This is a genomic window from Allofrancisella guangzhouensis (assembly GCF_000815225.1).
GTDB lineage: Bacteria > Pseudomonadota > Gammaproteobacteria > Francisellales > Francisellaceae > Francisella > Francisella guangzhouensis.
On record NZ_CP010427.1, the window covers coordinates 1366805 to 1380651 of the forward strand.

The following is a 13847-nucleotide window of genomic DNA, read 5'->3' on the forward strand; positions in this document are numbered from 1 at the left end:
ATTGGTATAACACTACCCCAAACTAACTATACTACCTTCTGGAATTAATTTACTAATATCATTAACAAACTCATATATTGAGAAAGGCTTCTGTAAAGTATCAAAACTAGCTTCTACTCCATCTAAAGATACAGCTATCTCTAAAATATTTGATTTTTGATCATTATGAGAACTAATATTGTTTTTAAAGTTATTAAGGACTTTTATTAAATTAGTAGGGTTTACATTTTCACATTTTAATGTCAACTTCACTTTGTTAAAATTTTCGTCGATGTATTGAGAAATTGGTTGGACTTTATCAACGCTTAATTTATTTCTCTCTCGTTGTATATCTCGGCTAACTTTACCTTCTACTACAACGATATCATCAACATTTATACTATCTTTGACAGATGCAAATATAGCTTCGCTAACTAAACAATCTACCCTGTCAAACTCATCATCAATATTAATAATATACAAAACCCTACCAGTTTTAGTCTTTCTTCTAATAGCTGGAGTTATCATACTTGCGATGATCCTAACTGAATTTCCATCCATGTTGGAGCGCTGAATTTTTTCAAGATCACTAAAGCTTACATGATTACGCCAATGGCTTTCTTCATCAAGAATATGCCCACTAAAATACATACCCAAAGCTTTTTTTTCATTTATTAGTAACTCTCTCAAGCTCCATTCTTCTGTGAAACATTCTTTTTCAAATTCAGAATCTGTGTCACTCTCTTGTTCTGTAAAGCCAAATAAGTCATCTTGGCCAGCAGCATTCATATCATTTACATACCCAGCATTTTTTATAGCTTTTTCAACAGAATTAAAAGCTGTAGCTCTGTTTTTTGAAATACCATTTATAGCACCAGCAAAGCATAATGCTTCAAGAGCTTTTTTATTAACTTTACGCAAGTCTACTCTACGACATAAATCAAAAATTGAACTAAAGTTACCTGCTAACTGCCTCTCTGTAAGAATACTTTTGATAGCCTCACCACCAAGACCTTTTATAGCACCCAAACCAAGTAATATTGTACCTTTTGAAATAGCAATACAATCATATACACTAGTGTTTACATTAGGTGCTTGGACGGATATATCGATGTTTTTACAGTCTAGAATGAACTTCACCAACTGATCAGTATTAGCCATATCACCAGACATAAGGGCAGCCATATACTCATCAGGGTAGTGAGCTTTTAACCAAGCTGTTTGGTAAGCTATTAAAGCATATGCAGCAGCATGAGATTTATTAAAACCATAACCAGCAAAAGCCTCCATTTGACCAAATATTTCATCAGCTAAACCAGAATCAATATTATTATATTTTTTAGCTCCTTCTTTAAAAATTTTACGTTGTTGCTCCATTTCCTCTGGTTTCTTTTTACCCATTGCTTTACGTAAAAGGTCTGCAGCCCCAAGAGTATAGCCAGCTAATTTCTGGGCCATTTGCATTACTTGCTCTTGGTAAACTGGTATACCGTAAGTTTCCTTAAGGACCTCCTCAAGTAAAGGATGTAAATAAGAAATCCGCTTACGTCCATGTTTTCGGTCTATAAATGTTGGGATATTCTCCATAGGCCCTGGTCGATACAATGCAACTAGTGCAATAATTTCCTCAAAATTTGAAGTACCAAGATCTTTAACTATCTGACGCATTCCCTGTGATTCAAGCTGGAATATTCCTGTAGTATTGCCAGCTTGCAAAAGTTTATAGGTTTGTTTATCATCTAAAGGAATATCAGAGATATTTATTAAAAGTTCATTATCTTTTTTCTTAGCATTAATACTTTTAACAGTATTATTTATTATCGTTAAGTTTTTTAAACCTAAAAAATCAAATTTAACTAAACCAACATCTTCTACATCGCCTTTGTCAAACTGAGTAACAATATCTCCACCTTTGTCCTCGCAGTATATAGGTGCAAAATCTGAAATCATTGTTGGTGATATAACAATACCAGCCGCATGCTTACCTAAACTACGTGGTAAACCTTCTAGTTTTTGGGCTTTTTCAACTATTTCTGCAATATCATCATCAAATTTCATTTCCTCGTATAAAGGCTCGCCTTTATGAAGGATTTTTTTAAAAGTCGTGCCAGGTGTCTCTGGAATAAGTTTAGCTATCCTATCACCAAAACCAAAGCTTTGTCCCATAACTCTTACTACATCACGCACAACACCTTTAGCAGCCATTGTCCCATACGTAATAATTTGGGCTACACTTTCCTTACCATACTTTTGTTCAACATATTTGATTACTCTATCTCTACCTTGGATACAAAAGTCAATATCAAAGTCAGGCATTGAGACTCTTTCCGGATTTAAGAACCTTTCAAAAAGTAACCCATAAGGTAAAGGATCTATGTCTGTAATTGATAAGGAATAAGCTACCAAAGATCCAGCTCCCGAACCACGACCAGGACCTACAGGAATATCATTTTCTTTTGCCCAACGTATAAAATCTTCAACTATAAGAAAATATCCTGGAAAACCCATATCACAGATGATATCAATTTCTCTTTGTAGTCTTTCTTTATAAATTTTAATTATCTGTTCATGCTTATCTGCTGACTTAAGTGATAATATTTTTTCTAGACGTTTTTCTAATCCTTGATAGCATATTTTCGTAAAGTATCGCTTCTCTGTTAAACCCTCGGGGATACCAACAGTAGGTAATGACGGCTTACCAAGCTCAAATGTAACATTACAACGCTTTGCTATAACTAAAGTATTGGTTAGTAATACTGGTAAATCACCAAAAACTTCATACATTTCACTTGATGATTTTAAATACTGCTCTTGTGTAAACCTAGATTTTCTAGTCTCATCCAAGATAGTTGTTTTTTCATTAATACAAGCTCTAATTTCATGAATATCATAATCTTGCGAATCCATAAATACTGTTAGGTTAGTAGCTATAGCAAACAAATGCTTTTCATTAGCTAACTCCAAAGCTTTTTGATTATATAAGCTCTCATTTTCATAGCCTAATTTATGAATTTCTATAAAATAATTATCTTTACCAAAAAGACTAACATACTCTGCTGCAACTTCTGAAATTTTATTAAAATCTTTTGAAAGTATAGCTTTACCTAACTCACCATTTTGACCGCCATTTAGACAAATAGTGTACTTTAAATCCATCTGCTTGAGCCAGTCTTTAGGCACCAGAGGGATCGAGCCAGCCCTATCAGCCTCTTGATATGCTTTTGAAATAAGATTAACTATATTTTGATACCCTTGGTTATTTTCAGCTAGTAGCACTAAATCACATATCCCAATATCTGTATCAATTTTTAGCTCAACACCAAATATTGGTTTAACCCCTGTTTTTAAGGCTTGTTTGTAAAACTTAACTGCAGCGAATAAATTACATACATCAGTCAAAGCTAAAGCAACTATATTTTTTTGTTTGGCCACTTCAAAAAGCTCATTTAGCCTAACTGTACTATCAATAATAGAGAATCCCGTATGAACTCTAAGATGAGAAATCATTGTGAACATTTTTTATAAATAAATTTAACTATAAATGTTACTATAAAAAAGTTATAAAATCATGATAGAATTTATGTATAGTTTTAAGCAGCTTATAAATAAACATAGAGGCTTATATTATTACTTTTAGAAACTCAAGATTTCAATTATGGTTAACAATCTCTACAAAAATTTTAGAATAAAGGCAAAATTCAATAATGGTTTTTCGTTGCTTGAGCTTATGATAGCTATTGCTGTAATAGCTATTCTTGCAACCTTAGCTACACCCATTTACCAAAACCATATACTTAAAGCAGAAGTCCAAATAGCCATGAATGAGCAACTAGGCCAATATATGAGAGCTGTTAATGAAATATATAGCATCTATGGAGCAACAACTATTGATGAGCCTCAACTAACTCCCTATATTCAAGCAGCTAGAAAAGATTTTTTATCTGATAGCACCTCTGAGTGGTCATCAACTACTGGAGTATTACTCAATCTAGGTAATGCCCAAATAGTTACTGCAAAACCATTAAATAACCCTCCTTTTAATGAGTTTGGTCCTTACGTAACCATCGCACCATTTACTAATAATGATATTACAATCAATGGTGTTAAATGGCGTTGTACTGCATTTGGATTTGATAGTGCACTACTACCTTTATGGTGTAACGTTTAAATGGATGTAACTATCTAAAGCTTAACTTATGTGATAATTTAGATCCAAGAAAATCACTAATGTGCTGTTGCTTATCTTTAAAGACAAAATTATTATATACAATCATATAAACCAAAACTTTACGAACATAATGTCTAGTCTCACCAAATGGTATGTTTTCTATCCAAATTGGAGCCGAAACCTCTTTAGTGTTTAACCATTTAGCTACATTACCAGGACCAGCATTATATGCTGCTATACTTAAAATTATATTTTTATTAAAAAGACCTTCCAGGAAAAATAAATTTGCTGTACCAATTTTAATATTATTCTCTGGAGTAAATATCTGTTTATCAATACTATCAGTTTTATCTCCAACTAAAGCTAATTTATATTTTTTAACGATAAATTCTGCCGTTGGAATAGTTACTTGCATTAAACCTTTAGCACCTGCTGATGACCCTGCTTCTATATCAAAAAGTGACTCTTTTCTCATTATAGAAAAAATTAAATCTTTATCTATAGCATATTTATCTGCGTTCTTATTAACTTCAGAAATAAAAGCTTTTGGAAATAATAAATCTGTATTCGTATATTGACCAATAACTGCCATATTAAATATAGCTGCGTAATACATATTTTCATTAGCAGCTAGTTGAGCTAGTTTTTTTATTTCATCTTTCTGGTTATTTTTTAGTTTGTTTCTAATAACCCACTTCCATAAACCTGTAGAATCTGTGTACTGCTTAATCTGATAGAGATCTACAGCCTGCTGTATTGTTTGGTCCTTTAGCAGAATATTCATATTTTGGTTATCTAATTTATCATATGGTTTATCACCATAATTATATGATTTTCCTAACTCATCAGCTGCTAAAAAAGAATAATATTCTAAAGGTTTTGTAGCTAGTTGCTCAAACATTTGGTTTGCTTTTTCTTCTTGGCCTACTTGCTTATAACTATAAGCTAGCCAATATCTCCAAGCGTCATCTTGCTGTGATCCCTTAGGAAGTTTACTATAAGTTTTTAAATAACCTTTAAAATCACCATTGTATAGATCTACTCTTAGTAACCATTCCCAAAAAATAGTATCTAGATATTTTTCATCTACCTTAGCAAGCCACTGTTTAGCTTTTGGTGATTGAGCACGCGCGAAACTTATAGCTACTTCAGAAATACATTGGTGTTTAGTTTTATCACTTAAGTACTTTTTATTTTTTAGACTGTCCCAAACTTTAACATAACTTTCTAAATCTTTTTTAATCAACCCCTTCGATATCTCTACAAAAATGCTATTAAAATTTCTATACTTATGAAACTTTGAGATAAAACTATCTAGTTTACTAGGATCTACTGTAGCTTGTTTCCAAGTAGTAATGTAATTTACATAATCCTCATTATTTTTCACATAAGTATTTAGCAACCATAATGCGTCTTTAAATTTACCTACAAAAGATAAAGTGTAAGCTTTATTTATAATATAGTCTTTAGCTTTATGCTCATAGTTATCCCAATACTTTTGCATTTCATTGCAACTAGATGGCATATACACTCTATTTTGCCATAACTGAGCATATGCATTTAAAGCTTTTTCCTTACTTCCCTGCTCATATTGTGCTTGCATACTCCAACATTTTCCAGCAACGCCCAATCCACCATTATAGTATTTATCAAATAGCTCCCAATTATGATTTTTAGCATAATATGTCGCAAGATTATCAGATAATTGCGATAACCAGTATGTATCTTTGTTACTATTATAGTAACTATCTATAGTTACTTGATCAAAAATACTTGGCTCTAAACTAATCTCTTTGTATTGCAAATAAGGGTAAATACTCGTGTCTTTAAGATTTGATTTAAGATAATAGTATGACTTATAATCTTTTTTTTCTAAAGCTTTAAGTGCCTGTTGAGAATATTGGATTTGGTCTTTTGTTAAGCTATAAGCAATACTGACACTGCATAAGATTATTATAAAAAAAGTTATATATTTTTTTTTAAACATAAGATTTTATTTCATCGTTTAATATTTAATACTTAGGCTAAATGATATACTAAATTGCTGCACCATATACAATTTAGTAAAGTCACTTTAAAATATGCTTTCAAGCGCTTGGTTAATATCATCGATTAGATCTTTAGTATTTTCCAAGCCTGCTGCAATTCTGACGGTATTTTCACTAAAGCCAAATTTTGCTAACTCCCCTCTAGGATAACCCCTATGAGTCATTAATGCTGGTACCTGAATTAAAGTCTCTGTATCACCCAAACTCACAGCTATCTTCATCATTTTAACTGACTCTATAAACTTCCTACCTACATCAGAGTCACCTTTGAGTTCAAAGCTAACTATACCACCATAACCAGACATTTGCTCAGTTGCTATTTTATGCCCGGGATGGTTTTCAAAACCTGGATAGAGGACCCTCTCGATCATTGGGTGGCGATTTAAAAACTCTGCTATTTCACGGGTATTTTGCTGGTGTTTCTCTACTCTTAGCGGTAACGTTTTTAACCCTCGCAGAATTAACCACGCATCAAACGGGCTCATTACCCCACCAAGTTCACACATATATTCAAATTTTAGCGATGCTAAGTATTCCTCAGAGTTTGCACAAGCTATGCCTCCAACAACGTCACCGTGACCATTAAGATATTTGGTTGTACTATGCACTACAACATCTGCTCCTAAGGTTAAAGGTTTTTGTAAATATGGAGTGGCAAAAGTATTATCAACTACAACTTTTATCCCATATTTCTTTGCAATACTAGCTATTGCTTTAATATCGATAATTTCTAATGAAGGATTTGTTGGAGTTTCAAAATAAACTACTTTTACTGTTTTATCAATTAGCTTTTCAAAGCTAGCTGTATCGGTTAAGTCTATTAAGTTTGCTTTAATACCATACTTTGGAAACAGTTTATCAATCGCAGAAAATGTAGAACCATATAGGTTTCTATGGGCTATAACTGTATCACCATAACTCAAAAAAGATAATAAAACAGTTGTCACTGCCGACATCCCAGAAGAGAAAGCTACACTTCCAACAGCACTTTCTAATAGTGCCATCCGTCTTTCTAATAAATTTACTGTTGGGTTACCACCTCGCGTATATACATAGGCTTTTCTTTTAAAAGAGAAGGTATCGTCTGCTTGCTGAATATCTTTAAATGTAAAAGCTGAAGTCAAATACAATGGTGGTTGTACAGATTGGTGCTGATTATCTTCATCACCACCATGCACGCATAATGTCTCAAACGAGTTATAATTAGCTTTCATAAATAAGCCCTTTTGTCTCTTAAATTGTATTCTCAAAATTTACCAAATAGTCAAAAGAGGATTCCAAATGTGATTTATTATGATATGTAAAGTTCCAATAAACTCCACGTGATTTAAAATAGTACACATAGGCATTTAACTCTTTCAGGTAGATATTGTATACAAAATTTACTTGGATTAGGATACTCAGAGCAAGAAATAGCCAATAAAATAAGTTTTTTGTAAAATAGGTCTATTAAATGAACGTCAGATTAGCGTTACTGTAATGGTCAAACAAACTTGTAGCGAAATTAAGCCACATTTTGAGGCAATGTAAACTGTCCCTGTTAGTCAATACCAATTTATAAGATATTTCTTAGTTACTTTTTCTATGCTGCGTTTTTTATATTATTAAGCTATAAGGATTCGTTTCTACCAAAACTACTGTAACTTGTGCATAATGAAGATTTCGACTAAACTTGATTCTAGTTTAATCAGTAAAAATATATCACATAAAAAATGAACATAGAAATTCTACAGGACTTTAATCGCACGTATAAAGGGAAATACCCTTTTCTTACCAAACTCAATGAACAGTGGGCTAAAGATAAACCATTAAAGGGTCTAAAAATTCTTCATAATATCCCAATAACTCGAGAGACTTTAATAAAACTAGAGTCTTTATATCTTGCTGGGGCAGAAATTTTAGTAACTCATATAAATATTCCTGGTTTAGAACCTAAGCAAGATTGCCTAGAAGTATTAACAGCAGCTGGAGCAAACGTTGAATTAAGTCATAATAATATCTTCAACCAGTTCGACTTTGCGCTGGACTGTTGTGCCCAAGTTATTGATATGCCTAATGTAACAGTTACTAGGGGATATACTGAACTTACACAATTTGGTTCCGAACGCTATAGAAAGCTTAAACTCAATGCTCCTGTTATTAGTATTGATGACTCTTATACAAAATGCCTAGAAGGTATGTATGGCACTGGTGAAGCTTTTGTAAGACTTGTCCAGCAAGAAATAGTTACCGATCTTAAAAACAAAAAATTTGTCCTTTTTGGTTATGGTAAAGTAGGTAGAGGAGTTGCAAAATACCTTGCTAAAGCTGGAGCTAAAGTTAGCGTTGTTGAAATCTCACCAAAATATCTTGATGATGCTAAAAACCATAAACTCACACCTATTAATGCTAATATTGATAACACTGAAATTATTAAACTAATAAATACCTCGGATATGGTCGTTATGGCAACAGGTGTCACAGGACTTTTAAGTAATATTATTACTAGTGAAAAAGATATTAACAATAATATAGTATTACTTAATATGGGTGCTTCAGATGAGTTCGGTAACAAAATAGCTCCTCAAAGAGTTTTCGCGAATAAGGCTCCTGTTAATTTCTTACTTGAATCACCTACTCGTATTGAATATATAGATCCAATATTTTATGCCCATAACTACTGTATTGAGTATTTACTCAAAAATAATCAGTTAAGTGGTTATAATCCTCTTCCAAAACACCTTGATGAAGATTTAATAAATCAATGGTCAGAATTTTTTAATGTTGACTGCTCCGATATATATTTTTAGAGCTACTTATTATTTTTCCTCTACTTCAATTTTAGTAATTTTTCTAAATCCTTGTGGTAAAAGCGCTCCTCCACCTAAGGGCTTATCAGTAATATAAGTGTCTATATTTTTATTGTCAACACGTATAAATCTTTTACCTGCATTTAAAATAACTTCTTGGCTTTCTGGATCAAACAGTTCCAAATGTTCTACTTTATCTTTTTTATCAAGCTTGATTATGGACTTACCTTTACCTTTCTTAAGCTCAATGAAAGTTGAGAAATCTCGAATTACAGCTCTACCTTGCGAACTTATGATTAAAGCTTTTAAACTACTGTCAAAAGCAGCAAATTTCACTACATCATCAGCATCAAAAATATTCTTTCCTGTAACTTTATTTGCCACAAGATCCTCACTAGGTATTACAAAACCTTTACCACTACTGTTTACTAATAGAAAATGTGAAGCTGTATTTACAAATGCAATACCTATAATTTCATCTGCTTTGTCTAAAGGAATATAAGTTGTAATATGTTCACCATAACCTCTAGCTGAAGGCAACTTATCTATATACATAGAGTACGATTTACCTAGTTTAGAGAAAAAGATAATTTTTACATTACTATGTCCTGATGCTGCTAGATAATGGCTATCCTCTGGCTTATAGCTAAGTCCGGCAGGGTCTATGTTATCACCTTTAGCACACCTTACCCAACCTGCTTTGGAAAGTAAAACTGTAACCTTTTCATTAGGAATTAGGTCTTTTTCCTCTAAGGCTTGAGCTTTCTCAGCCTCTATAATTTTTGAGCGTCTTTGGTCTCCAAAATCAGCTAGTATCTGTTTAAACTCTTTTTTCATAAGGTTTTTAAATTTAGTTTCACTATTTAAATAACCTTCTAAAAGCTCTTTCTCTTTATCTAGCTCTTTTTGTTCTTTTTTAATTTCTATTTCTTCAATTTTTGCTAATTTACGTAATCTGATATTAAGTATTGCTTCAGCTTGAATCTCTGAAAGAGCAAATCTATTTTGTAACTCTATGCTTGGATCATCATAATTTCTGATAATATTAATAACCTCATCTATATTTAGAAAAGCTATTAGTAGCCCCTCTAAAATATGTAGACGGGCTAATACTTTATCCAAGCTTGTAGTCAACCTTCTTCTTAAGGTTTGCTTTCTATACTCAAGCCATTCTTGTAAGATTTCAAGTAAATTTTTGACTCTTGGACGATTATCAAGTCCTATCATGTTCATATTTACACGAAAACTTTTTTCAAGGTCTGTTGTTGCTAACAAGTGTCCCATTAGCCTTTTAATGTTCTTTTTTGTTGTATTGGAATATAAAACTATTTTTACAGGCTCTTTATCATCAGACTCATCCTGAATATTTTTAATCCATGTTATCTTTTGCTGTTTCAGTTGGTTAGCTATTTGCTCCATAATAGCAGAACTTGAAACTTGATGTGGCAATTTTCTGATAATAACATTTCCATCATTATCAAAATCATACACAGCTTGCTGTCTAATAGACCCTGTACCAGATTCATAAACCTCTGATATCTCTTGTTTGGTGCTTATAATATTAGCTCCAGCTGGGTAGTCTGGTGCTTCAATTATTCCTAAAATATCCCTTATGCTAGCTTCTGGATTAGATAAAATATATAAGCAAGCATTTATAACTTCTGTTATATTATGTGGCGGGATATATGTCGACATTCCAACAGCAATACCCATAGCACCATTTAATAATATATTTGGTACTTGCGCTGGTAAAAGTTTTGGTTCATCTAAAGTACCGTCAAAATTTTTAACCCAATCAACCGTACCTTTTTTTAGCTCATCTAGTAAAAGTACCGCATACTTTGATAAACGTGACTCTGTATAACGCATCGCAGCAAATGATTTGGGATCATCAATAGAACCCCAATTTCCTTGCCCATCTATAAATGGATATCTATAAGAAAAATCTTGAGCCATTAAAACCATAGCTTCATAACATGCACTGTCACCGTGAGGGTGGTATTTACCGAGCACATCACCAACTGTACGGGCAGATTTTTTATATTTAGAAAGGTGGCTTAACCCAATTTCACTCATTGCATATATGATACGCCTTTGCACAGGCTTTAAACCATCTGAGATATGAGGTAATGCTCTATCTAAAATCACATACATAGAATAGTTTAAATAGGCTTGTTCTGAAAACTCACCTACTGACTGTTGATTCTCTAAACTTGAAAATAAATCCATCTAATAAATCAAATTACTGACTTTTAGTAGATTATATATTAACTATTTAGAGTATGCTAGTTTGACATATTTCTAAAGAATACTCTGTTTTCTATGGTATTCTATAGTCTCAAGCTCCTTTGAAAACACAAACTTATTTCTTCTAAGAAAATCTAAAGTTTTAAATATATCGGCAAATTCAGATAATACCCAAGCTTGGACATTATAGTCATAAACTGTTTTTGCCTTTAGGTATCTACTAACACCTGCTCGGCACTCTTGGGTTAGAAAATCAGTAGCTGGAAATTTTATAACAATATGACCTCTTTTATCATATGCAGCTACTTTTGAATATGCTCCTAAACTGGTAAGCTGCTCCCTTAATTCTTTGAAATCTTCCCAAGCTAAAAGAGTTTTCTCAAAATTATCTTTCTCTAAATATTTAATAGTTGTTGAGTTATAGTTTTGTTTTAATACATAAGTTTGGTCTTTTAGTTCATTATATTTAGCTAATAACTCAACACATCTTTTGTTTAAAATTAAATTTGAAATCTCCAGGCTATCATTTTTGTTAGATAATTCCGTTTGCTTTTCTCTAATTTTTTTAGTTTTAGTAGCAATTTCATTATCGATATATTTGGTAAGTTTACTACGCAAAGATATAACACAATCTTTCTTATCAATGGCGAATTCTTTTAAAGTTTCTTCTACCAACATCAACAGACTATCTTTAGGCTCTTCTTTTTTTATATCCTCTTGCACTTGAGCTAATTCTAACGCTTTAGGGTAATTTTCCTTATATAAAGTAACTTTATCTACCAAATCAATTATTGAGATAGCTCCACCTATAAGTTTTCTAACTTTATTAACTGTTATCTCTTCATTTTGTGATTTTAAAAGATCACATTTTTGGTTCACTAGACTTTGAGTTACTTTTTGAGCCATATTAAACTTTTTCTTCTTCTCTTAAAGTTAATACTTCACAGCCATCTTTAGTAACCAATATAGTATGCTCCCATTGAGCAGATAAAGATCTATCTTTTGTCACAGCTGTCCAACCATCTTTTAATACTGATACCGCCTTTTTACCTATATTTATCATCGGTTCGATAGTAAATATCATACCCTCTTGGAATTTTGCTCCTGTTCCCATCTTACCATGATGCATTACATGTGGTGGTTCATGAAACTCTTTACCAATACCATGACCACAAAAAGCTTCTACTATAGAGTAACCAAATTTTTTAGCATGATTTTCTATAACAGCCCCGATATCCCCAAAATGATTACCCGGCTTAACTACATCAATTCCCTTCCACAAACATTCATGAGTAACTTCTACAAGCTTTTTAGCCATAACAGAAACCTCACCTATTATAAACATCTTACTTGTATCCCCATGGAACCCGTCTTTTTTTACAGTTACATCTATATTTACAATATCGCCTTTTTTAAGCTTTTTATCACAAGGAATACCATGACAAACAACATGGTTTATAGAGGTACAAATAGACTTTGGAAAACCATGATAATTCAATGGTGCAGGATAAGCTTGCTGCTCATTTATTATATAATCATGGCATATTTTATCTAATTCTTCTGTAGTTACTCCTTCTTTAACGTGTGGTGTTATCATTTCTAAAACTTCAGCTGCTAATTTCCCAGCAACACGCATTTTTGCTATTTCTTCTGGGGTTTTTATAATTATTTCACTCATGACTTTTCATATTTCTAAAAATCTAGTCATAGATTATAAACTATTGACTTATAAATATATAGCATCACCTAAGATAGTGTTAAAATTACGCATAACATAAAACTAAGTGTAAATAAGTAAATATGTCTATTAAAAAAGCCCAAGAAACCATTTCTAACCTTTTTAGTGATATTACCCACCCACGTCTTGCTAGCTTTATTGCTCTGACAGAAGAAATAGGTGAGCTTGCTAACGAAATAATGAAAAAAGAAATTTATGAGGAAACTAATGATCTTGTAAAAATTAAAGATGAAATAACTGATGTATTCGTCAGCTTACTAGAAGTTGCTAATTTATACAGCATTGACCTTGAAACAGCTTTTAATGAAAAAATAGAAAGCCTAAAACCTCGTGTAAAAAAATGGAACAAAGCAAAAAATATTCTAAGCAAAAAAAGAGAAAAACTCGATTAATCTAGGCTAAGCCTATTGTAGATTAGTCTAGAACCCAACATTTTTCTTATTGTTAATAACTAAATTATTTTTAGTCAAAATTTTATAAATAATTTCAAAACTTTATTCTGAAATATATTTTTCATACTCATTTGGTTTAAGAAGTTGATCTATTTCTTGAGGGTCACTAAACTCTAATTCAAATATCCATCCTTCATCATAACAAGACCGGTTTATTAATTTAGGGTTATCAATTAATTTTTCATTAATTTTCACCACCTTGCCAGATAATGGAGAGTAAATATCTGAAGCTGTTTTAACAGATTCAATAACACAAATTTCCTCATCTCTATCATAATGATGACCAAATTTAGGCAAGTCAACATAAACTATTTCTCCAAACTCATTTTGTGAATAATCATCTACACCCACCCTTGCAACATTATCTTTTATTTGAATCCACTCATTTGTTTGCGTATACAAATAGTTTTTATTTATTTCAGGCAT

10 protein-coding genes are annotated in these 13847 nt (G+C 32.1%); 3 read left to right on the forward strand and 7 right to left on the reverse strand.

All coding sequences use genetic code 11. The features are described from left to right. Window positions 1–12: 12 nt before the first annotated feature. Window positions 13–3486: a DNA polymerase III subunit alpha gene (gene dnaE / locus SD28_RS06420; RefSeq protein WP_052251889.1), complete on the reverse strand. Its 3474-nt coding sequence runs from the start codon at window positions 3484–3486 to the stop codon at window positions 13–15. Window positions 3487–3634: 148 nt separating this feature from the next. Between dnaE and SD28_RS08210 the strand changes: the two genes are divergently transcribed. After that, window positions 3635–4147, forward strand: coding sequence for a prepilin-type N-terminal cleavage/methylation domain-containing protein (locus SD28_RS08210; protein WP_084593839.1), 513 nt, complete (start codon window positions 3635–3637; stop codon window positions 4145–4147). A 10-nt stretch (window positions 4148–4157) separates the two neighbouring features. On the opposite strand, the gene SD28_RS06430 is transcribed toward SD28_RS08210, so the two are convergent. After that, complete coding sequence (locus tag SD28_RS06430; RefSeq protein WP_039125209.1) at window positions 4158–6134, reverse strand: lytic transglycosylase domain-containing protein; 1977 nt, start codon at window positions 6132–6134, stop codon at window positions 4158–4160. A gap of 87 nt (window positions 6135–6221) precedes the next feature. After that, a complete protein-coding gene (locus SD28_RS06435) occupies window positions 6222–7409 on the reverse strand; it encodes a trans-sulfuration enzyme family protein (protein WP_039125211.1) in 1188 nt (395 codons plus the stop codon). Window positions 7410–7907: 498 nt separating this feature from the next. Here SD28_RS06435 and SD28_RS06440 point away from each other — a divergent pair, with 498 nt between their 5' ends. Then, window positions 7908–8984: an NAD-binding protein gene (locus SD28_RS06440; protein WP_039125213.1), complete on the forward strand. Its 1077-nt coding sequence runs from the start codon at window positions 7908–7910 to the stop codon at window positions 8982–8984. A gap of 9 nt (window positions 8985–8993) precedes the next feature. Here the strand turns inward: SD28_RS06440 and parC are convergent, their stop codons facing one another. The 3 genes from parC to map form a co-directional block, all read right to left on the reverse strand. Then, window positions 8994–11213, reverse strand: coding sequence for a DNA topoisomerase IV subunit A (parC, locus tag SD28_RS06445; RefSeq protein ID WP_039125215.1), 2220 nt, complete (start codon window positions 11211–11213; stop codon window positions 8994–8996). Between the two features lie 72 nt (window positions 11214–11285). Next, window positions 11286–12137 (reverse strand): hypothetical protein, encoded by an 852-nt coding sequence (locus tag SD28_RS06450; RefSeq protein WP_039125217.1) that lies wholly within the window; start codon window positions 12135–12137, stop codon window positions 11286–11288. 1 nt (window position 12138) lies between these two features. After that, on the reverse strand, window positions 12139–12909 hold the full coding sequence (map, locus tag SD28_RS06455) for a type I methionyl aminopeptidase (protein WP_039125219.1): 771 nt from the start codon (window positions 12907–12909) through the stop codon (window positions 12139–12141). Between the two features lie 122 nt (window positions 12910–13031). Here map and SD28_RS06460 point away from each other — a divergent pair, with 122 nt between their 5' ends. After that, complete coding sequence (locus tag SD28_RS06460) at window positions 13032–13361, forward strand: MazG nucleotide pyrophosphohydrolase domain-containing protein (RefSeq protein WP_039125221.1); 330 nt, start codon at window positions 13032–13034, stop codon at window positions 13359–13361. Window positions 13362–13463: 102 nt separating this feature from the next. Here SD28_RS06460 and gcvH read toward each other — a convergent pair whose 3' ends face one another. Next, on the reverse strand, window positions 13464–13847 hold the full coding sequence (gene gcvH, locus SD28_RS06465) for a glycine cleavage system protein GcvH (protein WP_039125223.1): 384 nt from the start codon (window positions 13845–13847) through the stop codon (window positions 13464–13466).

Excerpts from the sequence above, each read along its gene's own strand:
- SD28_RS06435 (WP_039125211.1), bottom strand. The coding sequence starts at position 7,409 with ATGAAAGCTAATTATAACTCGTTTGAGACATTATGCGTGCATGGTGGT.
- SD28_RS06450 (WP_039125217.1), bottom strand. The coding sequence starts at position 12,137 with ATGGCTCAAAAAGTAACTCAAAGTCTAGTGAACCAAAAATGTGATCTT.
- SD28_RS06440 (WP_039125213.1), top strand. The coding sequence starts at position 7,908 with ATGAACATAGAAATTCTACAGGACTTTAATCGCACGTATAAAGGGAAA.
- SD28_RS06460 (WP_039125221.1), top strand. The coding sequence starts at position 13,032 with ATGTCTATTAAAAAAGCCCAAGAAACCATTTCTAACCTTTTTAGTGAT.
- SD28_RS08210 (WP_084593839.1), top strand. The coding sequence starts at position 3,635 with ATGGTTAACAATCTCTACAAAAATTTTAGAATAAAGGCAAAATTCAAT.
- map (WP_039125219.1), bottom strand. The coding sequence starts at position 12,909 with ATGAGTGAAATAATTATAAAAACCCCAGAAGAAATAGCAAAAATGCGT.
- SD28_RS06430 (WP_039125209.1), bottom strand. The coding sequence starts at position 6,134 with ATGTTTAAAAAAAAATATATAACTTTTTTTATAATAATCTTATGCAGT.
- parC (WP_039125215.1), bottom strand. The coding sequence starts at position 11,213 with ATGGATTTATTTTCAAGTTTAGAGAATCAACAGTCAGTAGGTGAGTTT.
- gcvH (WP_039125223.1), bottom strand. The coding sequence starts at position 13,847 with ATGCCTGAAATAAATAAAAACTATTTGTATACGCAAACAAATGAGTGG.
- dnaE (WP_052251889.1), bottom strand. The coding sequence starts at position 3,486 with ATGATTTCTCATCTTAGAGTTCATACGGGATTCTCTATTATTGATAGT.